18 protein-coding genes are annotated in these 19,067 nt (G+C 64.7%); 5 read left to right on the top strand and 13 right to left on the bottom strand.

The window, feature by feature from the left end:
* Window positions 1-355 precede the first annotated feature (355 nt).
* Genes FFY45_RS04830 through FFY45_RS04820 form a run of 3 tightly spaced genes read right to left on the bottom strand, consistent with a single transcriptional unit; the run spans window position 356 to window position 3,431 of the window.
* Window positions 356-820, bottom strand: a complete 465-nt coding sequence (locus tag FFY45_RS04830; RefSeq protein ID WP_176339563.1) for a response regulator — start codon at window positions 818-820, stop codon at window positions 356-358.
* Window positions 817-2,727, bottom strand: coding sequence for an ATP-binding protein (locus tag FFY45_RS04825; protein ID WP_176339562.1), 1,911 nt, complete (start codon window positions 2,725-2,727; stop codon window positions 817-819). Before FFY45_RS04825 ends, FFY45_RS04830 begins: the two co-directional genes overlap by 4 nt.
* A complete protein-coding gene (locus FFY45_RS04820; protein WP_176339561.1) occupies window positions 2,724-3,431 on the bottom strand; it encodes a helix-turn-helix transcriptional regulator in 708 nt (235 codons plus the stop codon). Before FFY45_RS04820 ends, FFY45_RS04825 begins: the two co-directional genes overlap by 4 nt.
* Before the next feature lie 124 nt (window positions 3,432-3,555).
* Between FFY45_RS04820 and FFY45_RS04815 the strand changes: the two genes are divergently transcribed.
* Window positions 3,556-4,071: an SgcJ/EcaC family oxidoreductase gene (locus FFY45_RS04815; protein WP_176339560.1), complete on the top strand. Its 516-nt coding sequence runs from the start codon at window positions 3,556-3,558 to the stop codon at window positions 4,069-4,071.
* An 83-nt stretch (window positions 4,072-4,154) separates the two neighbouring features.
* Window positions 4,155-4,805, top strand: a complete 651-nt coding sequence (msrA, locus tag FFY45_RS04810) for a peptide-methionine (S)-S-oxide reductase MsrA (RefSeq protein ID WP_176339559.1) — start codon at window positions 4,155-4,157, stop codon at window positions 4,803-4,805.
* Window positions 4,806-5,066: 261 nt separating this feature from the next.
* Here the strand turns inward: msrA and FFY45_RS04805 are convergent, their stop codons facing one another.
* The 6 genes from FFY45_RS04805 to ahpC all read right to left on the bottom strand — a co-directional run bounded on the left by FFY45_RS04805 (window position 5,067) and on the right by ahpC (window position 11,094).
* Entirely contained in the window at window positions 5,067-5,636 is a 570-nt protein-coding gene (locus FFY45_RS04805) for a type 1 glutamine amidotransferase family protein (RefSeq protein ID WP_176339558.1), read from the bottom strand.
* Window positions 5,637-5,794: 158 nt separating this feature from the next.
* A complete protein-coding gene (gene tal, locus FFY45_RS04800) occupies window positions 5,795-6,763 on the bottom strand; it encodes a transaldolase (RefSeq protein WP_176339557.1) in 969 nt (322 codons plus the stop codon).
* 61 nt (window positions 6,764-6,824) lie between these two features.
* A complete protein-coding gene (rnk, locus tag FFY45_RS04795) occupies window positions 6,825-7,256 on the bottom strand; it encodes a nucleoside diphosphate kinase regulator (RefSeq protein ID WP_023902775.1) in 432 nt (143 codons plus the stop codon).
* Window positions 7,257-7,687: 431 nt separating this feature from the next.
* Complete coding sequence (locus FFY45_RS04790) at window positions 7,688-8,629, bottom strand: LysR substrate-binding domain-containing protein (protein WP_176339556.1); 942 nt, start codon at window positions 8,627-8,629, stop codon at window positions 7,688-7,690.
* A gap of 90 nt (window positions 8,630-8,719) precedes the next feature.
* Window positions 8,720-10,312: an alkyl hydroperoxide reductase subunit F gene (gene ahpF, locus FFY45_RS04785; protein ID WP_176339555.1), complete on the bottom strand. Its 1,593-nt coding sequence runs from the start codon at window positions 10,310-10,312 to the stop codon at window positions 8,720-8,722.
* 218 nt (window positions 10,313-10,530) lie between these two features.
* On the bottom strand, window positions 10,531-11,094 hold the full coding sequence (gene ahpC, locus FFY45_RS04780; protein ID WP_006451401.1) for an alkyl hydroperoxide reductase subunit C: 564 nt from the start codon (window positions 11,092-11,094) through the stop codon (window positions 10,531-10,533).
* A gap of 202 nt (window positions 11,095-11,296) precedes the next feature.
* Between ahpC and prmC the strand changes: the two genes are divergently transcribed.
* Both prmC and pip read left to right on the top strand, forming a co-directional pair.
* Window positions 11,297-12,148 carry a peptide chain release factor N(5)-glutamine methyltransferase gene (gene prmC, locus FFY45_RS04775; RefSeq protein ID WP_176339554.1) on the top strand — a complete coding sequence of 284 codons (852 nt, stop codon included), beginning with the start codon at window positions 11,297-11,299 and terminating at the stop codon, window positions 12,146-12,148.
* Between the two features lie 90 nt (window positions 12,149-12,238).
* Window positions 12,239-13,180 carry a prolyl aminopeptidase gene (pip, locus tag FFY45_RS04770; RefSeq protein ID WP_176339553.1) on the top strand — a complete coding sequence of 314 codons (942 nt, stop codon included), beginning with the start codon at window positions 12,239-12,241 and terminating at the stop codon, window positions 13,178-13,180.
* A 147-nt stretch (window positions 13,181-13,327) separates the two neighbouring features.
* Here the strand turns inward: pip and FFY45_RS04765 are convergent, their stop codons facing one another.
* The 4 genes from FFY45_RS04765 to FFY45_RS04750 are packed head-to-tail and all read right to left on the bottom strand — an operon-like array spanning window position 13,328 to window position 16,224.
* Window positions 13,328-14,125 (bottom strand): N-formylglutamate amidohydrolase, encoded by a 798-nt coding sequence (locus FFY45_RS04765; RefSeq protein WP_176339552.1) that lies wholly within the window; start codon window positions 14,123-14,125, stop codon window positions 13,328-13,330.
* The gene (locus FFY45_RS04760) at window positions 14,118-14,669 is read right to left on the bottom strand and encodes an NUDIX hydrolase (RefSeq protein ID WP_005988855.1); all 552 of its coding nucleotides are present in this window, start codon (window positions 14,667-14,669) and stop codon (window positions 14,118-14,120) included. Before FFY45_RS04760 ends, FFY45_RS04765 begins: the two co-directional genes overlap by 8 nt.
* Entirely contained in the window at window positions 14,666-15,661 is a 996-nt protein-coding gene (locus FFY45_RS04755) for a 5'-3' exonuclease (protein ID WP_217902463.1), read from the bottom strand. The genes FFY45_RS04760 and FFY45_RS04755 overlap by 4 nt, the downstream gene beginning before the upstream one ends.
* Entirely contained in the window at window positions 15,649-16,224 is a 576-nt protein-coding gene (locus tag FFY45_RS04750; protein ID WP_176339550.1) for a nitroreductase family protein, read from the bottom strand. Before FFY45_RS04750 ends, FFY45_RS04755 begins: the two co-directional genes overlap by 13 nt.
* Window positions 16,225-16,584: 360 nt before the next feature.
* Between FFY45_RS04750 and pacR the strand changes: the two genes are divergently transcribed.
* The gene (pacR, locus tag FFY45_RS04745; protein WP_176339549.1) at window positions 16,585-18,948 is read left to right on the top strand and encodes a PacR family protein; all 2,364 of its coding nucleotides are present in this window, start codon (window positions 16,585-16,587) and stop codon (window positions 18,946-18,948) included.
* The last annotated feature ends 119 nt before the right edge of the window (window positions 18,949-19,067 follow it).

The raw sequence follows: 19,067 nt of genomic DNA, 5'->3' as shown, positions 1-19,067 counted from the left end.
GGCGTGTCCCGCGACGGTGGGCGGGCAAGGGCCCTGCAGCCAAGCCGCAGATCATCCGCTCTAAAACTTAACTCTGCTGACGCCCCTGGCGGCGCAGCATCCTGCGCGGCGAGGGCGCGCAGACGCTGAAAGAACGTACTTGCAGCGTGTCCCGCGACGGTGGGCGGGCAAGGGCCCCACAGCCAAGCCGCAGATCATCCGCTCTAAAAACCCAACTCTGCTGACGCCCCCCGGCGGCGCAGCATCCGGCGCGGCGAGGGCGCGCAGACGCTACAGGGACGTACTTGCGGCGTGTCCCGCGAGGGTCGGCGGGCAAGGGCCCTGCAGCAAGCCGCAGACCATCCGCCCTAAAAACCTAACTCTGCTGACGCCACCCCGGCGGCGCAGCATCAGGCGCGGCGAGTGCACGCAGACGCTTGAACAGCACCGTGGTTTCGGCCACGTTCCAGACCCGCAGCGCGACCTCGAAGGTGTCCAAGGGCTTGGTCAAAAAATCCTTCGCGCCGAGGCCTAACGCACGGTGGCGCGCGCTGCGGCTGGGGTCGGCGGTGAGCACGATCACCGGCAAAAAGTGGCCGTGGTCGGACAGCCGCGCCAGTTGTTCCAGCAGCGCATAGCCATCCAGCTCCGGCATTTTCAGATCCAGCAAAATCAGGTCCGGCGCGAAGGCAGACACCAGCCCCATCACCCGCAATGGGTCGGTGGTGGCGATCACCTGCTGGAAGCCTTCGCGCTGCAGCAGGTCTTCGAGCAGCCTTACGTTGGCCGGCTCGTCGTCGACGATGAGGATGCGGGAACCCAGGATTTCGTCGCGTGTCATGCCAGCAGCCCGTCGATCACAGTGAAGAATTCCGCCACATCGAGCGGTTTGGTCAGATACGCGCGTACGCCCTGATTGCCCACACGTGCCAACGTGGCAGTGGTGGCATCGGCGCTGATCACCACCACCGGCACCTCCGCAGTGGCCGGCTGGCTTTGCAACTCGCGCAGCAGCTCTTCGCCGTTGCCGTCGCTCAAATGCAGATCCAGCAGGATCAGATCCGGCAGGCCTTGCTGCAGCAGCTCGCGCGCCTGCGCCAGGCTGGCCGCTTCGAGCAGTTGCCACTGTGGGCGACGCTCGCTGAGGGTGCGGATCAAGGCCTGGTTGGATGGGTTGTCTTCGATGCTCAGCAACCGGCACACACCGCTGCCGGCGCTGCTCGGCGGCACGATGGTGCGCGCCGGCTCGCTACGTTGCGGGTCACCCTGCGGTAGCGCGATCCAGAAGCGCGCGCCATCGCGGCTGCTGTCCACGCCGATGTGCCCGCCCATTGCCTCGATCAGGCGCTTGCTCAACGCCAGCCCCAGACCGGTGCCTTCCACCGCCGAACGCTCCGCACCCAGCCGCTCGAACGGCGTGAACAGCCGCTCTATCTGCGCCGGCGTCAGCCCCGCGCCTTGGTCGGCGACCGTGATCCTCACCTGCTCGCCATCTGGCTGCGCGCTCACCTGCACCTGGCCGCCGGTGCGATTGAACTTGACCGCGTTCGACAGCAGATTGAGCAGCACCTGACGCAGCCGCTGCGCATCGGCGCGCACTGTCCATGGCCCGTCGATGGCGGCCGGTTGCAGCGCGATGCCGTGCTTGTCCGCGTCCGGGGCGATCAGGCCCAAGGCTTCGTGCACGGCGGCACGCACCGAGATCGGTTCCGGGCTCAGATCCAGCTGATCGGCTTCGATACGCGCGATATCCAGCAGCTCGGTGATCAACCCCAGCAAGTGCCTGCCGGCACCGAGAATGTGTTGCAGATGGCGTCGGTGCGCAGGTTCGGGCAGATCCATTTCCAGCACCTGCGCGTAGCCCAGAATCGCATTGAGCGGCGTGCGCAATTCGTGGCTGCTGCGCGACAGGAATTCGGTCTTGGCGCGGTTGGCGGTTTCGGCCTCGCGACGTGCCAATTGCGCTTCGGCCGCGCGCGCGGCGAGCAGTTCGCTGGCCTGTGCCAGGCGCTGACCGACCTGGCCCAGTTCATCGCCTGCACGCGGCTGCGGTGCCAGCGGCAAGCCTTCGCCCAGCCGATCCGCATTGGCCGCCAACGTGCGCAAGCGCCCGGACAACGCCGAGGCGAACCACGCCACCGCAAAGACCGCGCCCAGGCCACCGAGCATCGCCGCGCTCAGGGTGATGATGAGATTGCGCTGGCGCAGCCCCTGCGCCTTGGCGGTGCGTACCTGCAACTGCGCGGTTTCGTAGTTGCGCAATTCGCGCAATTCAGCGCGCAGGATGTCGAGTTTGTACTTGCCGTCCCAGAGCTGGCGGATCTCTTCTTCGCGGCTCAGATCCGGTGCCAGCAAACGGCGCCAGCCCTGCATTTTTTCGGCAAATAACGGCTTGATGCGCGCAAACCGCTGCGCTTGCCCCGGGTCGGTGATGCGTTGCGACAGCCGCTCTGCCACGCGTTGCAAACGCGGTTCGGCATCGCGATACGGGGTGAGGAATTCATCGCGGCGCACCAGGCGATAACCGCGCACGCCGGCTGCGGTTTCTGCCAAGAGTGCGTGCGCTTCGTATAGATCGCTCAGCACTTCAAGGGTCTGCCGCACATCGTTTTCGGCGGCGATGTTCTGCCGTTCCACGCTGTAGATCGCCATCAGTGCGACCGCCAGCAGCAGCAGCGGCAAGGTCACCACCGCCAGGCTCTTGCGGGTGATTGGCCAATCGTTCCAACGCACTGCCAAAGCATTCATAGCGCGAGTCCGGCACGGACCGCGTACACCGCGGCCTGGGTGCGATCTTTTACCTCAAGTTTCTGCAGGATTCGCTCCACATGCACTTTTACCGTGCCGGGAGAAATCCCCAGTTCAGCTGCGAGCGTGGCGTTGGTGAGCCCGCGCGGGAGCAGCGAGAGCACCTGTTTCTCGCGTTTGCTCAGCGCGCTGAGGCGATCGTCCTGCATCGGTTTACGCCGGCGCGTGGCGAGCGGTTTGGCCGGTTCGGCCACCATTGCCGGCAGCAATAGCGCGAACGCTTGCAGCGCCTGCACATCGTCGTTGCCGGGTGCGGGGCGGCTGTCATTCCAGGCAACGCACAGCATGCCGTGGGTGATACCCAGCGCATGGATCTGTACCTTGGCTTCGCGCATATCGGCCGGGCGCGGTGGCATCAACCAGCTCGCCTCATGGCTGTCGCCGGCAGCGCTGGCGCCGGGCGGCAGTGCGCGGCCGCGGCTGGCGAGTACCTGCGCGCGCGGACCGCGTTGCGCGAGCACCGCGCCATGTTCCAGGCCCAGCAACAGCAACACGCGTCCCAGCACCGCATCGCAGGCCTGCTCCGGGGTCTGCGCCTGCCGCAGCGCGACAGCGGTCTCCCAGAGCGCTTGCCAACGTGCGCTGTCGGAGGCGTCGCGCCGTAGAGCAAGACGCCAATCGCCAGCATTGGTAGGGGTTTCCATGTCTTGCCTCTAGGCCGATCAGCATATTTGAGTATATGCCACTCGGCAGAATTTTCGAGGCCGGGCGATTTCGATACTGAGCCTGCCCGATGAGGCACCCCCATCAACTACACGGAGATTCCCCATGCGTCGCACCTTTATCTCTCTGGTTCTGGCTCTGGCTGCCACCCCGGCGCTGGCTGGCGGCGTGATGCACTACACCGACAAGGCCAAGCTGCCTGCCGATGGCGAAGAGCGCGAAGTGGCGGCGTTGTTCGACGCCTGGAACGCGGCGCTGGCCACCGGCAACCCGCACAAGGTTGCTGATCTGTACGCACCGGACGGCGTGCTGCTGCCGACCGTCTCCAATGAAGTGCGCGCCTCGCGCGAGCAGATCGAAAAGTACTTCGAGATGTTCCTGACCAAGAAGCCGCAGGGCGTCGTCAACTACCGCACCGTGCGCGTACTAGATGAAGACAGCGCGGTGGATGCCGGTGTCTATACCTTCACGCTGACCGACAAGGACGGCAAGAAGAGCAAGGTGCAGGCGCGCTACACCTTCGTGTACGAAAAGCGCGACGACAAGTGGCTGATCATCAACCACCACAGCTCGGCGATGCCGGAAGTGGACACCGCCACTGCCTCGTTGACCAAGAAGTAATGCCGTATTGGCCGTAGTGGCTTGAAAGCCGCTACGGCCGGCGCCATCCAGCAGGCAACCCTTACACACGCGGGAGTTGCACCATGCTGGGAATCGGCGCCTTCAAGCAACGCATGCCACGTTCAGGCGAAGCACTACCGGGACGCGAGCAAGCGCTGCCGCTGCACAACACGCACCTGATCAACGGCCATCCGTTGCGCGGGGAGTTCACCGGCCTGGCCCAGGTGCAATTCGGGCTTGGCTGCTTCTGGGGCGCAGAACGCAAGTTCTGGAACGTGCCAGGGGTGTACAGCACGGCAGTGGGTTATGCCGGTGGCGAAACGCCCAATGCCACTTACGGCGAAGTGTGTTCCGGGCAGACTGGCCACACCGAGGCGGTGCTGGTGGTCTATGACGCACAGGCGGTGTCGTTTGCGCAATTGCTGCGCACCTTCTGGGAAAGCCACGACCCCACCCAGGGCATGCAGCAAGGCAACGACGTCGGCACGCAATACCGCTCGGCGATCTATTGCACGACACAGCAGCAATACGACGCTGCGCTGGCCAGCCGCGATGCGTACCAGCAACAACTGGACGCAGCCGGGTATGGCGCAATCACCACGGAGATCCGTTTCCCGGCGCCCACGTTCTATTACGCCGAAGACGATCACCAGCAATATCTGGCCAAGCATCCCAATGGTTATTGCGGGCTTGGCGGAACGGGAGTGAGCTGCCCGATCGGGCTGGATGCCTGACGGAAAGGCGGGTCGGATTGAGCGCTGTCATCCATTGTGGTGACGTGCCGATGGCCAACAGTGACCGGCAGCGTTATCACGATCAGGCAGCGCATGGGAGTGCATGCCAGGCAACTTGAATGGCTACGTTGGAGACAACGTGGCCATCTTTTTTTGTGGCGGTCGCAATGCGATGCCTGCGACGCCGCGGCGGAGCGGCGATGCAATGCGTGCAGCGAATCAGCTGTGCCGGTTCGTATCCTCCGGCTCACATCTTTCAGGTCAGACGAACTCACCGGCGAACATGCCGCGCAGCTGCGAGAGCATGTCGGTGCGTTCCGGATGCAGCAGTCGCATGCAGGCCAGCGCGAAACCGACCGGGCTGGTGCCGGGCGCGGTGATCACGCCGTCGGCAGCGACGACTTTTTCGTGGCGATAGTGTGCAGCGCCTGCATAAGGCACCACGTGTTCCTGCAGGAAGGCCAGTGCGTTGCTGGTGTGAGGGCGGTCGTCGAGCAAACCGGCATAGGCCAGTGCAATGGTGGCGCCGCAGATTGCAGCGACCGGGCGCTGGTGTTGCACGCGTTCCACCAACAGGCCGCTCAGTCCGGGAATCTCGCCGGCCTGCCAGCGTTCGCTGCCGGGCAGGACCCAGAGATCGGCCTCCAGCGGTGCCAGATCGGAAAGCGCGAAGTCCGGTGTGATGCGCAAGCCGCCAATCGACTGCACCGGCTGGCCGTCGATACTGGCGATGGCAACCTGGTCGCCGAACCATTCACGCGCCGCCGGCAGTACGACGCCGATTTCCCAATCGGCCACGCCGTCGACCATCACCACTGCAATGTTTGCCATTGTCCGCTACGCCAGTTGAGGAATCCGGATTCTAGGCAGTGCGCGCACGGCGGTTGTAAGCGTTGTGTGGAGGATGGCGCTGAACGAAATCCCAGAAACGACAACGCCCGCAGGCTGATAAGCCGCGAGCGTTGGCGTCACACAACCGTGATAGGCAATCAGCCGGCGAGTTTGTCGGCGATGGTCTTGCGCAGCGCCTGCAGATCCTTGGCAAAGGTGTCGATGCCGCTGGCCAGCTTGTCGGTGGCCATTGGGTCGGCGGCCAGATCGGTGGCGAAGCTGTCGCTGTCGATCGGGGTGATCTGTGCGTTGTCTGCTTGCGCAGGCGAGAGCTTGCGCGGCAACTCACCGTGTTCGGCGTCGAGCTTTTCCAACAGCTCCGGCGAGATGGTCAAACGATCGCAACCGGCCAGCGCTTCGATCTGCGCGGTGGAGCGGAACGAAGCGCCCATCACCACCGTAGACGAGCCACGCTGTTTGAATTCGTTGTACACCGTGCGCACGAACACCACGCCCGGATCTTCGTCGATGCTGGCCGGGGTCTGCCCTTGGGCGACGTAGTAATCCAGGATGCGGCCAACGAACGGCGAAATCAGGAACACGCCGGCTTCTGCGCAGGCCAGCGCCTGCGAGCGGTTGAAGATCAAGGTGAGGTTGCAGTCGATGCCTTCCAGCTGCAGCTGGCGCGCCGCTTCGATGCCTTCCCAGGTCGCTGCGATCTTGATCAGAATCTTGTCTTTGGACACGCCGCGCTCGGCATACATCGCGATGAACTTGCGCGCCTTGGCGATGGTGGCTTGGGTATCGTGCGCCAGGTCTGCATCCACCTCGGTGGAGACGCGGCCGGGCACCAATTCGGAGAGCTTGGTGCCCACGCCGACGGTGAGGCGGTCGGCGACTTCGTTGACGGTGGCCGTGCGATCGTCGCCGCCGTGTTCGCGGCCCCAGGCCAGTTCCTGCTCGATCAATTCCGCATAGACCGGCAGGTCCAGCGCTTTTTTGACCAGCGTGGGATTGGTGGTGCAGTCGACCGGCTTCAGGCGCTTGATGGCGTCATAGTCGCCGGTATCGGCAACGACGACAGACAGCTCACGCAGTTGAGCAAGCTTGGAGGGGGATGCAGTCATGCGGGTTCTCTCGAATCGTGGACGGGTCGTGGATAGGACGCAGCGCGTTACGTTAGCGCGCTCAGCGTTGTAAGTCGTCGGCCAATGCATGTTGGTCGTGCACGGCAGTCACACGCAGGCGCAGGTCGCGTCCGTCTGGCGTGCGCCAGTCGATGCTCTGGCCGACCGACAGGCCAAGCAGCGCACTGCCAACCGGCGCGAGCACCGAAATGCGGCCGTGCTGTACATCGGCCTCGTGCGGATACACCAGGGTGAGCGTATGTCGTTCGCCATGCAGCTCATCTTCGCAGTCGATGCGGGAGTACATGGTGACGACATCGCCGGGAATCTGATCGGCTGGCACAACGCGTGCGCGGCCCAGTTCGTCGCTCAGCGCAGTGGCGGCGGGATGCTTGTTGAATGCGGGCGAATCGAGCAATGCCTCGAGACGGGCGAGGTCGTGGCTGGACACAAGAATGGACGGCGGCAAGCCGCTGTGGTGTTGCGAAGGCATGGCAATCTCCTGACGACGACGGCTCGCCAACACGGTGAGCGTCATCTACAAGATGAGGGCGCCGTTGCTCGATCGCAATGCGCGGCCAGGTAGCGCAAGGCATCGTGCTTGCTGAGTGAGGCAGGCACGCTTTTGCGGGTTGCTGACATTGGCCAAAGGGTCGGGCAAGCGCGCCAATGCGTCAGCCCGTGGTCGCAAGCAACCGGGTTGGAGTCTGCCGCATGCCAATGACGCAGAGGCCGCCGTGTTTTCAGATGCCTCGCGCAGTAACCAAAAGCGAAACAAAAAACGACGCTCGCGCGTCGCTTATGTCCGGTGGCAGGTGAGAAAGCATCGCGCGAAGCGGCCGCAGCCGTGAAACAATTTCCCGAATCCCGAATCCCGAATCCCGAATCCCGAATCCCGAATCCCGAATCCCGAATCCCGAATCCTCAGGCAGCGACCGCCTTGGGGCCGCTAGTCGGCTGGTCCAGGGTGAACAGGCTTTCCGGCAATTCCTTGAACAACTGCGACAGCTGCTCCAGAAACGCGGTCATGGCCGAACTGCGGCGCCAGACCATTGCGATACGCCGGCTGGGCTGCTTGTCTTCGCGGAAGCGGATCAGGCGGATGTTTTCCGAACGTGCCACCGGCGGTTTGACTGCCAATAGCGGCAACAAGGTGACGCCCACATTGGCGGCCACCATCTGGCGCAGGGTTTCCAGGCTGGTGGCCTGGAACTCGGATTTTTCCAGCGCGCCGGCCAGATGGCACACGTCCAGGGCCTGTTCGCGCAGGCAATGGCCATCTTCCAGCAACAACAGGCGCTGCTCGGACAAGTCGTCCAGCGTCATGCTGTCGTGGCGCGTCAGTGGATGGCCTTCCGGCACCGCCAGCACGAAGGGTTCTTCGAACAGGAACTCTGCATGCAGCTGATCGTCCTGCACTGGCAGCGCAAGTAGCGCCGCATCCAGGCGCCCTTCGCGTAACTGATGGATGAGCTGGTCGCTTTTTTCTTCGATCAGCAGCAGTTCCAGGCGTGGAAAACGCTTGCGAATGCCCGGCACCACATGCGGTAACAGATACGGTGCAAGCGTGGGAAAAATGCCCAGCCGCACGGTACCCGCTTCCGGGTCCTGACTACGTCGTGCGGCTTCCTTCATCTGTTCCACTTCGGCCACGATGCTGCGTGCGCGCACCGCGGCTTCGCGGCCGGCAGGCGTCAACATCACCTTACGCGGCGCGCGCTCCACCAACGAGACGCCGAGCTCGTCTTCGAGTTTCTTGATCTGGGTGGACAGGGTTGGCTGACTGACGAAACACGCCGTTGCAGCACGACCAAAATGCTTGTGGTCGGCCAGGGCTACCAGATACTTCAGGTCACGCAGATTCATGTGCAGCAGCCCTTGTTACGTTGACGGGAAACGACGTGAGCACTTGGCGAGCTTAACGCCCGGCGGTGCCGGGCGCTGTGTTGTGGGCGGTTATGCGGCCTCAGCCACAACCTCGGCGCTGACCGGTGCACTGGAGCGGATCAGGTAATCGAACGCGCTCAGTGCAGCCTTGGAACCTTCGCCCATCGCGATCACGATCTGCTTGTACGGCACCGTGGTGGCGTCGCCGGCAGCGAACACGCCGGGGAGATTGGTCTGGCCGCGGTCGTCGACGATGATCTCGCCGCGCGGCGACAACGCCACCGAGCCCTTGAGGAATTCGGTATTGGGCAGCAAGCCGATCTGTACGAACACGCCTTCCAGATCGACATGCTGGATGTCGCCGCCGGTACGGTCCTTGTAGACCAGGCCGGTGACCTTCTGCCCATCGCCCAGCACTTCGGTGGTCTGCGCGCTGGTGATGATGCGCACGTTGTGCAGGCTGCGCAGCTTGCGTTGCAGCACTTCATCGGCGCGCAGCTTGTCGTCGTATTCCACCAGCGTGACATGCGCCACGATGCCGGCCAGATCGATCGCCGCTTCAACGCCCGAATTGCCGCCACCGATCACCGCCACGCGCTTGCCCTTGAACAACGGGCCATCACAATGCGGGCAATAGGCCACGCCCTTGTTCTTGTACTGATCTTCGCCCGGCACGTTCATCTGCCTCCAGCGAGCGCCGGTGGACAGGATCACGGTCTTGCTCTTGAGCGAGGCGCCATTGGCCAGCTTGATTTCGATCAGGCCATCGGCACCGGCCGGAATCACCTGCTCGGCACGCTGCAGATTCATGATGTCCACATCGTACTGGCGCACGTGCTGCTCGAGCGCGGCTGCCATTTTCGGGCCTTCGGTTTCCGGAACCGAGATGAAGTTTTCGATCGACATGGTGTCCAGCACCTGACCACCGAAACGCTCGGCGGCCACGCCGGTGCGGATGCCCTTGCGTGCGGCATACACCGCCGCTGCCGAACCGGCCGGGCCACCGCCGATCACCAGCACGTCGAAGGCGTCCTTGGCCGCAATCTTGACTGCGTCGCGCTTTGCGGCGTTGGTGTCGAGCTTGGCGACGATCTGCTCCAGCGTCATGCGGCCCTGGTCGAACAATTCGCCGTTCAAGTAGACGGTAGGCACCGACATGATCTGGCGGGTTTCGACTTCTTCCTGAAACAGCGAGCCGTCGATGGCAACGTGCTTGATGCGCGGGTTGAGCACGGCGGCAAGATTCAGGGCCTGCACCACGTCCGGGCAGTTCTGGCACGACAGCGAGAAATAGGTTTCGAACTGGTAATCGCCATCCAGGTGCTGCACCTGCTCGATCAGCTCGGCGGTGGCCTTGGAGGGGTGACCGCCGACCTGCAGCAGCGCCAGCACCAGCGAGGTGAACTCGTGGCCCATCGGCAGGCCGGCGAAGCGCAGCGAGATGTCCTGGCCGGGCGTGGTCAACGCGAACGACGGCTTGCGTTGGTTGTCGTCGCGGTGGATGTCCAGGCTGATCTTGTCCGACAGCAGCACCAGATCTTCGAGCAGGTCGAGCATGTCGCGCGAGCCGGCGCTCTCGTCGATCGAGGCATTGATCTGAATCGGCCGCGTGACCCGTTCCAGGTAGGCGGTCAGCTGGGTCTTGAGGTTGGCATCCAACATGGAAAACTCCTGGGAATGGGCAAGGGGAGGGCGTGGCGTCGCTGCGATGAGGCAGGTCGCCGGGGAGGAGGGGATGAACCGCAGCCGGCGCAATGCTCGGGAATGCGTGCTGGCGATGGCTGGCGGGCAGCCCGGCACCGGCTCCGGTTCACCCCCGGCCCATCGCTGGGCCGGAGATGTCCCTCCGGCCTGGCGACAGGCCGAAGGGATGCGTCGACTTAGATCTTGCCGACCAGGTCCAGCGACGGAGCCAGGGTCTTGGCGCCTTCCTTCCACTTGGCCGGGCAGACCTGGCCAGGGTTGTTGGCGACGAACTGGGCAGCGGTCAGCTTGCGCAGCGTCTCGGTGACGTCGCGGGCGATCGAGTTGTCGTGGATTTCCAGCGTCTTGATCACGCCTTCCGGATTGATGATGAAGGTGCCGCGCAGGGCCAGGCCTTCTTCTTCGATGTGCACGCCGAAGGCGCGGGTCAGCTGGTGGGTCGGGTCGCCGATCAGCGGGAACTGCGACTTGCCGACGGCCGGCGAGGTCTCGTGCCACACCTTGTGCGAGAAGTGCGTGTCGGTGGTGACGATGTACACCTCGGCGCCGGCCTTCTGGAACGCGGGATAGTTGTCGGCGGCGTCTTCCACTTCGGTCGGGCAATTGAAGGTGAAGGCGGCCGGCATGAAGATCAGCACCGACCACTTGCCCTTCAGGCTGGCTTCGGTGACTTCGATGAAATTGCCGTTGTGGTACGCATTCGCCTTGAACGGCTTGACCTGGGTGTTGATGAGAGACATTGAGTTTCCTCGAGCGATGAAAGGGGGGCGGGGGATGGAACAGCCGCCATGGTAGGCAGGATCGATAGATTTCTCAAATCGATTAATGGGATTGCATAGATAGGCTTAGGCTATCGGCTTTGCAGGCTGTCTCTGCCGCTGCAGGGGGCCATTCCATCTCCGATAATGGTCAGCCGATGTTTCGCAGGAGTGAATGATCCGTATGAGCGACGACCCAGCCGGCCTTGCCGCCGACCAACTGCTGCGGCGGGCAGCCGAGCGGATCGAGCGCAGCGATGCCGAACCGTTGCTGCTGCATGCGCTGGGGCGCGACCGCGCCTGGTTGTTTGCGCACGGCCGCGATCCGGTTGGGGATGCTGTCGCGCAGGCGTTCGAGGCGCTGGTGCAGCGGCGTCAGGCCGGCGAACCGGTCGCGTATCTGACTGGCACGCGTGGATTCTGGACGCTGGATCTGGCGGTCTCGACTGCTACCTTGATCCCGCGCGCCGATACCGAGGCGCTGGTCGAGCTCGCCCTTGAGCGGTTCGACAACATGCCAGGCCGCTGCGCCGCCGATCTGGGCACCGGGAGCGGCGCGATCGCACTGGCCATCGCCAGTGAGCGGCCACACGCCCAGGTGATCGCCACCGATGCCAGTGCCGCAGCGCTTGCTGTCGCCCAGCAAAACGCCAGCCGCCATCAGCTACGCAATGTCGAATGTCGGCTGGGTCACTGGTTTGCACCGCTGGCGGGTGAGCGCTTCGATCTGATCGCCAGCAACCCGCCGTATATCGCAGCGCACGATCCGCATCTGAGTGAAGGCGATCTGCGCCACGAGCCGGCCAGCGCGCTCGCCTCCGGCCCCGATGGACTGGACGACATCCGGCTGATCGTCGCCGATGCGCCCATGCATCTGTTGCCGGGCGGATGGCTGCTGCTCGAACACGGCTGGGACCAGGGCACGGCGGTGGCCGACCTGCTGCGCGCGCGCGGTTTCGAGGCGGTGGCGACGCATCAGGATCTGGAGCAGCGCGATCGGGTGACGTTGGGGCGCTGGGCGCACGCTGCGGGCTAAGCGTGCGCCAGTCGCGTTGCGCATGTCGTCGTTTGCCCGTGGGTACGCGCTGGCTGCCGATACACTAGCGGTTTCCCGCAGGACCGACGCATGCGCACGCTCTATCCCGAGATCACGCCGTACGACCACGGCACCCTCCAGGTCGACGACCGCCACACGTTGTATTTCGAGCAGTGCGGCAACCCGCAGGGCAAGCCGGTGGTGATGCTGCACGGCGGCCCCGGCGGCGGTTGCAACACCAAGATGCGGCGCTTTCACGACCCGGCCAAGTACCGCATCGTGCTGTTCGATCAGCGTGGCGCGGGCCGCTCCACCCCGCATGCCGATCTGGTCGACAACACCACCTGGGATCTGGTCGCCGATATCGAGCGCTTGCGCGAACACCTGGGCATCGCGCGCTGGCAGGTGTTCGGCGGCAGCTGGGGCTCGACGCTGGCGCTGGCCTACGCGCAGACCCACCCGCAGCAGGTCACCGAGCTGGTGCTGCGCGGCATCTTCCTGCTACGCCGTTTCGAGCTGGAATGGTTCTATCAGCAAGGTGCCAGCCGGCTGTTTCCGGATGCCTGGGAGCATTACGTCAATGCGATTCCGCTGGTGGAACGCGCCGATCTGATGTCCGCCTTTCATCGCCGGCTCACCAGCGACGACGAAGCCACGCGCCTGGCCGCAGCCAAGGCGTGGAGCGTGTGGGAAGGCGCCACCAGCTTCCTGCATGTGGACGAGAATTTTGTCACCGGGCATGAGGACGCGCACTTCGCACTGGCGTTCGCGCGCATCGAGAACCACTACTTCGTCAATGGCGGTTTCTTCGAGGTCGAAGATCAGCTGCTGCGCGATGCGCACCGCATCGCCGACATCCCCGGCGTGATCGTGCACGGCCGCTACGACGTGGTGTGCCCGCTGCAAAGCGCATGGGATCTGCACAAGGTGTGGCCGAAGTCGACACTGCAGATCAGCCCGGCGTCCGGCCATTCGGGATTCGAGCCGGAAAACGTCGATGCGCTGGTGCGTGCGACCGACGGGTTTGCCTGAGCGAGTAGATCAATCGCAGCCGCGGCATGCTCGGACGCAGTACGTTCGCGACCCGCGTAGGAGCGTGCCTGCGCGCGATGAGGCGTCACCGATAACGCCTCGTCGCGCGCAGGCACGCTCCTACAGGGATTGCCCTGTCGGCGTGTTTCAGTGCGGCAGCAATGCCTGCGCCAGTGGCGGCAGGATGCGCGCCAATCGATCTGCCCAAGCACGTTGCCCCGCCGCATCGGCGATCAAATCCTGGCGCAGTTCCAGCTCCACATGGGGGAGGCCGCGGCCTTCGCCGTAGACCGGAATCGCGTAGTCGCTGGTGTCGCTGACCGCGTAGGGTTGGTTGTCGCCGACGACCAGATCCGGCTCGTTGCGCAAGGCTTGCAATAAGCGGTGTGCCAGCCGTGTATCGCGGTGGTACAGCACACCCGCATGCCAGGGCCGTGCGTTGCCGGCCATCGCCGGGGTGAAGCTGTGCATCGAGACCAGCAGCGTGGGCTGATTGCGCGCCTGGCGTGCATCGAGTTCTGTAGCGATACGCGCGTGATACGGCGCGAAGATTTCGTCGATGCGTTGCCGCCGCGCATCGGCCGATAGCTGCAGATTGCCTGGAATCGATGTGCCGTCGCTGACCTCGGGCATCAGCGTTGCCGCACCATGCGGGCGATTGCAGTCGATCACCAGCCGCGAGTAGGTCTGGGCAATGGCGAACGCATCCAGCGCATCGGCCAACAAACGGGTGACTTCGGCAATGCCGATATCCCAGCCGATATGGCGGTCCAGCTCATGCTGCGGCAACCCCAGGTTGGCCAGCCGTGCCGGCACGCGCTGACCAGCGTGATCGGCGATCAGCAACCACGGCGATGCCGCGTGCGCGTTGAACACAGTGAACGTTGCGGGATCGTCGGCGCCCAGCAAGCGGGCAGGGGTGACTTCAGTCGTCGCTTCAACCACGCGGGGTGCCGTCCAGTGCGTGGTCGACCAGGTACAGCCCGGCCCACAACTTTGGATCCATCTGGTAGCCCTCGGCCATCTTCTGCACCAGCCAGGCGCCGACCTGTGCGCGCGGGATTTCGTGCACGGTGATGTCTTCGCTGGCATCGCCGCCGCCTGCGCCGACCTTGCGCAGGCCGGTGGCGCGCACGAAGGCGATCTTCTCGCTGCTGGCCCCGGCCGAGGTCGGGCCGATCATCAGCACTTCGGCGTGCTCGGCGGTCCAGCCGGTTTCTTCTTCCAGCTCGCGAATCGCCGACAGCTCGATCGATTCATCGGCATGCACATCGCCAACCAGGCCAGCCGGCATTTCGATGGTGCGCGCCTGCAGCGGTACGCGGAACTGTTCGACGAACAACATCGCATCGTCCGGCGTCACCGCCACGATGATCGCGGCCAGACCGCCGGCATGCACGCGCTCGGAATATTCCCAGGTGCCGCGCACGACCATGCGCTGGTACTTGCCTTCGTAGACCACGGTGGGCGGGGTGTCGTGTCGGTTCATGGGTGCAGACCTTGTTCCAGGGAAACGGTGGGAAGCGCTGCGGGTGCGCCGGTGCACGCGGCCAGCAGCCGACGCCGGGTGAGCGGGCCGAAACGCAGGCTCTCGCACAATCCGGTCAGCATGTCCGCGTCGGCCTGCGCCCGCGTGAAACCCGTTGCGGTCAGCGCCAACGGCGCATCGAGTGCAATGGTGCTGAGCTGGCGCCACAGCAAGGCATGTTCGCGCTGTTCGCGCAGCCGCACCGCCATTTGCGCGGCGCCACGCAGGCGCAAAAATGGGAGTTCGTCCACGCGCTCCAGCAAGGCATCCAGGCTGCCGAAATGCGCCAGCAATATTGCGGCGGACTTGGCGCCGATGCCGGTGACGCCGGGAATGTTGTCGATGGCATCGCCGCACAGCGCCAGATAATCGGCGATCTGGTGCGCATGCACGCCATAGCGGGCCTTGACGCCGTGCATGTCCCAGCGTTGGTTGCGTGCGTAATCCCATTGTTCGTCGTGTTCGAACAACAGCTGCGACAGATCCTTGTCGGCCGAGACGATCACCCCGCGCAAGCCCTGCGCACGCGCGCCGTGCAAGGCGCTGCCGATCAGATCGTCGGCCTCGTAGTCGCGGTGGGCCAGCACGCTCAAGCCCAATGCCGCGCATAGCGCCTTGCAATGGGCGAACTGGCGCCGCAGCGCGTCCGGCGCCGGGGTGCGATTGCCCTTGTAAGCGGGGTACAGGGCGTGGCGAAAACAGCTGTCCAGCGCTTCGTCGAAAGCAATGGTGATGTGCGTGGGGTCTTCGCGTTCGAGCAGGTCGAGCAGGAAGCGCGCAAAGCCGTGTACCGCATTGGTCGGCCAGCCCTGCGCATCCTGAAACTCGTCCGGGATGGAATGCCAGGCGCGGAACACGTACAGGCTGGCATCGACCAGGTACAGCGGGGTCGGGCGCGCGCTGGTGGGCGGAGCGCCGTCGATCGAGGTGGTGTGCGTGGTCACGGCGTCCAGTCGCTCAGCAACGCACGCGGATCCGGGCGCTCGCGTTCGGGGACCTGCATGCGTGGCGTGCCGATGTGGATGAAGCCAGCGATCCGCTCGTTTTCCTCCAGGCCCAGATAGGCGGTCACCGCCGGGTCGTAGGCCATCCACGCGCTCAGCCATTGCGCGCCAAAACCGTGCGCCTGCGCCGCCTGTAGCAGTGCAAAGCACACGCAGCCGGCGGTCAGCAATTGTTCCTGTTCGGGCACCTTGTGTTCGGGGCGCAGCGAAGCGATCACCACGATTGCCAATGGCGCATCGATGAAGCGTCCGCGTTCTTTCGCGATCGCCGCAGCCGATGCCAGCGGGTCGGCGGCCTGGGTGCGTTCGGCCAGGAAATCGCCCAGTGCCTGACGCGCGTCCCCGCTGATGCGCAGGAAGCGGAACGGCACCAGCTTGCCGTGATCGGGCACGCGCACCGCCGAGGTGAGCATGCGCAGCAGGGTGTTCTCATCCGGCCCGGGCTCGCCGAGCTGTTTGGAGGGGACCGAACGGCGCGCGTCCAGCGCCTGGAGCGAATACGGTGCGTGCATAGTTCCGGATCGAGGCAGCGAAAGGGCAATTATAGACGGGCCCTTCCTAACGCCCGCCGCATCGTGCCTGGCCAGGCACCCGCAGGTGCAGCCGGGCCAGGGCCGACGGCGTGGGCGGGCTGCCAAGCGCAAGGCTTAACCCTCGCCAGCGTATAAAGGGCTTGGCAAGCGCCACAGCGGCGCTGCAAGCTACGATGTTCACTTGACACGCAAACCACGGGCGGTCACGAATAAAGTGAGAGATTCATCACATTTAATGGATGAGCGAAACGCCTACCATGCAATAGCGGAATTTGGGGCCGCGTCCGTTTTTTCTTGTTTGAATATTTTCACGCCTGCAGGGGCGGGGAGCCTTTGCGCATGACTTTTCAGCCCAGTCCGTCGGGACACCCGGGCCGTGACCAACGCTTGCTTGAACAGGCGCATGCCGCGTTCGTGCCGGCAATTGCGCAGGTATTTGCCGCTGCAGTCGCACATTTCGACGATGTGCTGTTCGATCGCGCCGAATCTGCGGGCACCTCGCAGTTGCTGTTTCTCGATGGCATGCGCGAGCTGCGTCGCAAACGTGACGACGTGGCCGACCGCTTCCGCCAACAGCTGGAAGACGGCTGGCAGGCACTGGTACTGGGCATGCCGCTGTCGGCCGAAGTGGTGCTGGCTGGCGAAATCGGCACCGGTCCGCTGAGCCTGGTGCCCGAACATGTGCTGGAATCGCGGCTGGCAGTGCGCAATCTGGCCACTGTGCTGCTGCGCGACTTCAAACAGGTCCTGGCGCGGGTGGACCGTCGCCTGGGCTGGATCGCCGGCGGCCTGGAACTGGTGGCCGATACCAACCCGATCGGCCCGGAACACCTGGGCGTGGCCATCCACGAAGCCTTCGCCATCTGCGACCTTGCGCCGGAAGTGCGCCTGGTGCTGATCAAGCTCTGCGAGCGCGACCTAGCCGAGCCGATCGGCAAGTTGTACGCGCGCCTGGACGAAACCCTGCTCAAGGCCGGCGTCATGCCGGAAATGTCGCCACCCAAGCGTCAGCCGCCCCGCGCGCAGCCGCGCGGCGACACGCCCGAAGAGCGCGCGCGGCCCGATGGCCAGGGGCAGGGCGCGGCTGCCGAGATGGGCGGCGACGATCAGAACGACCAATACGCACCGGCCTGGGCCAACCGTTTTCTGGATCGCTGGGCGCATAGCCGCGGCCGTATGCAGGCTGCCACCCAGCGCGGTCATACCGAGGGCGGCGGCAGTGCAGGTGGGATGGACGGCGATGGCGATCATCCCGGCGGTAGCCAGGGCATGTTGCTCGAAGCGCTGCACGAACTGCTGCAGCAGACGCGTAGCGTGCGCGACAGCGCCGCGTCTGCGGCAACGGTGGCGGTGGGCCAGCAACGCCCCCTGAGCCAGCGCGAAATGATGTCGGTGCTATCGCTGCTGCAGGCCACGCCGAGCGGGACGCTGGGCGCGTCCATGGGCGATGACAACGAATCGCTGGCGCAGCGATTGAAGAACGAAGTGCTTTCCAGCGCCACGCGGCTGGGCGTGGACCCGGCCACCGCAAAACTCGACCCGATGGACGAAGATGCGATCGATCTGGTCGGCATGCTGTTCGATGTGATGCTGGACGAGCGCGATCTGGAAAATCGCTCGCGCGAGATGATCGGCCGGCTGGTGGTGCCGTTCGTCAAGGTCGCGCTGCTGGATCGCAAGATGTTCGTGCAGAAGACCCATCCCGCGCGGCGCCTGCTCAACTCGCTGGCCGAGGCCTGCGAAGGCAATACCGGCGACAGCGCGGCCGAACGCGTGCTGATGGGCAAGGTCGAGGAAATCGTCGACCGCCTGGTCGCCGAATTCAACGAGAACCTGGCGATCTTTCAGACCCTGGAAGAAGAATTCCGCGACTTCCTGTCGCAGCACCGGCGCCGGGTGGAGATCGCCGAGCGTCGTGCCACCGAAACCCAGCGTGGCCAGGAGAAACTCGAACTGGCACGCAGCCGCGCGTTGTTCGAACTGGAGCAACGCGTGCTGGCCGGCGCGCCATTGCCCAAGGCGGTGGAAGATTTCCTGCGCCAGCCCTGGCTGCATCATCTGACCATGGCGATCCTGCGCGACGGCGACGAAGGTCCCGGCACTGTCGAAGCGCTGGCCTTGGCCGATGGCGTGCTGGAAGAACTGGCCGAGGCGCGTCGCCATATCGTCGGCAAGCCGTGGCTGCAGGTCTGGCAGCCGGCGCTGTATCGCGTGTTCGCCAGCATCGGCCTGCATGGCGATGCGGTGGTGGTGGCGATCGGTGCGCTGCACGACACCTTGCAGGCGATCGCCGAAGCGCGCCCTGAGCTGGAAAAGTCGCTGCCCGACTTGCCGCAGGTCAACCTGCCGCCGCCGGCCGCCGAGAGCATCAATGTGGTGCTGGGCGCCGAAGCGGTGGCGCAGAGCATCGACAGCGCCGATGCCACGCGTTTTCGCGCGATGGATATCGGCACCTGGCTGGACTTTGTCGACAAGGACGGCAAGGTGCAGGCCGGCAAGCTGTCCTGGGTGAGTCCGATCTCGCAACGCCTGCTGTTCGTCAACCGCCGCGGCGTGCGTTTTTGCGTCGCCTCGCCGGAAGAACTGGCGGTGATGGTGCGGCTGGGCCGCCTGCGCGAACATATCAACGACGGCGCCTTCGACAGCGCGATGCAGGGCGTGATCGACCGCCTGGATCCGCTGCATAACGGCACCGTGCACTGAGAGCCGCGATCAAGGCACCTGCGCGCGCCGCCAGGTGTGCGCGGCCATTACGCGATGTGGCAAGGCCGCCCGTACGCGGCGGTTCCAAGCGTTCCATCCGCATCCAGCTGGCGACCGAT

Origin of the sequence: Xanthomonas hortorum (assembly GCF_011305375.1) — a bacterium.
Classification (GTDB): Bacteria; Pseudomonadota; Gammaproteobacteria; order Xanthomonadales; family Xanthomonadaceae; genus Xanthomonas; species Xanthomonas hortorum_E.
Note: the sequence above shows the minus strand (reverse complement) of the source record. Positions and strands in the feature narration are given on the sequence as shown.

Coding starts and splice junctions, on each gene's coding strand:
- pacR (WP_176339549.1), top strand. CDS start 16,585: ATGACTTTTCAGCCCAGTCCGTCGGGACACCCGGGCCGTGACCAACGC.
- rnk (WP_023902775.1), bottom strand. CDS start 7,256: ATGCCTTCGCAACACCACAGCGGCTTGCCGCCGTCCATTCTTGTGTCC.
- FFY45_RS04750 (WP_176339550.1), bottom strand. CDS start 16,224: ATGCACGCACCGTATTCGCTCCAGGCGCTGGACGCGCGCCGTTCGGTC.
- FFY45_RS04825 (WP_176339562.1), bottom strand. CDS start 2,727: ATGAATGCTTTGGCAGTGCGTTGGAACGATTGGCCAATCACCCGCAAG.
- tal (WP_176339557.1), bottom strand. CDS start 6,763: ATGACTGCATCCCCCTCCAAGCTTGCTCAACTGCGTGAGCTGTCTGTC.
- FFY45_RS04760 (WP_005988855.1), bottom strand. CDS start 14,669: ATGAACCGACACGACACCCCGCCCACCGTGGTCTACGAAGGCAAGTAC.
- ahpC (WP_006451401.1), bottom strand. CDS start 11,094: ATGTCTCTCATCAACACCCAGGTCAAGCCGTTCAAGGCGAATGCGTAC.
- FFY45_RS04790 (WP_176339556.1), bottom strand. CDS start 8,629: ATGAATCTGCGTGACCTGAAGTATCTGGTAGCCCTGGCCGACCACAAG.
- FFY45_RS04830 (WP_176339563.1), bottom strand. CDS start 820: ATGACACGCGACGAAATCCTGGGTTCCCGCATCCTCATCGTCGACGAC.
- FFY45_RS04805 (WP_176339558.1), bottom strand. CDS start 5,636: ATGGCAAACATTGCAGTGGTGATGGTCGACGGCGTGGCCGATTGGGAA.
- prmC (WP_176339554.1), top strand. CDS start 11,297: ATGAGCGACGACCCAGCCGGCCTTGCCGCCGACCAACTGCTGCGGCGG.
- FFY45_RS04820 (WP_176339561.1), bottom strand. CDS start 3,431: ATGGAAACCCCTACCAATGCTGGCGATTGGCGTCTTGCTCTACGGCGC.
- msrA (WP_176339559.1), top strand. CDS start 4,155: ATGCTGGGAATCGGCGCCTTCAAGCAACGCATGCCACGTTCAGGCGAA.
- ahpF (WP_176339555.1), bottom strand. CDS start 10,312: ATGTTGGATGCCAACCTCAAGACCCAGCTGACCGCCTACCTGGAACGG.
- FFY45_RS04815 (WP_176339560.1), top strand. CDS start 3,556: ATGCGTCGCACCTTTATCTCTCTGGTTCTGGCTCTGGCTGCCACCCCG.
- pip (WP_176339553.1), top strand. CDS start 12,239: ATGCGCACGCTCTATCCCGAGATCACGCCGTACGACCACGGCACCCTC.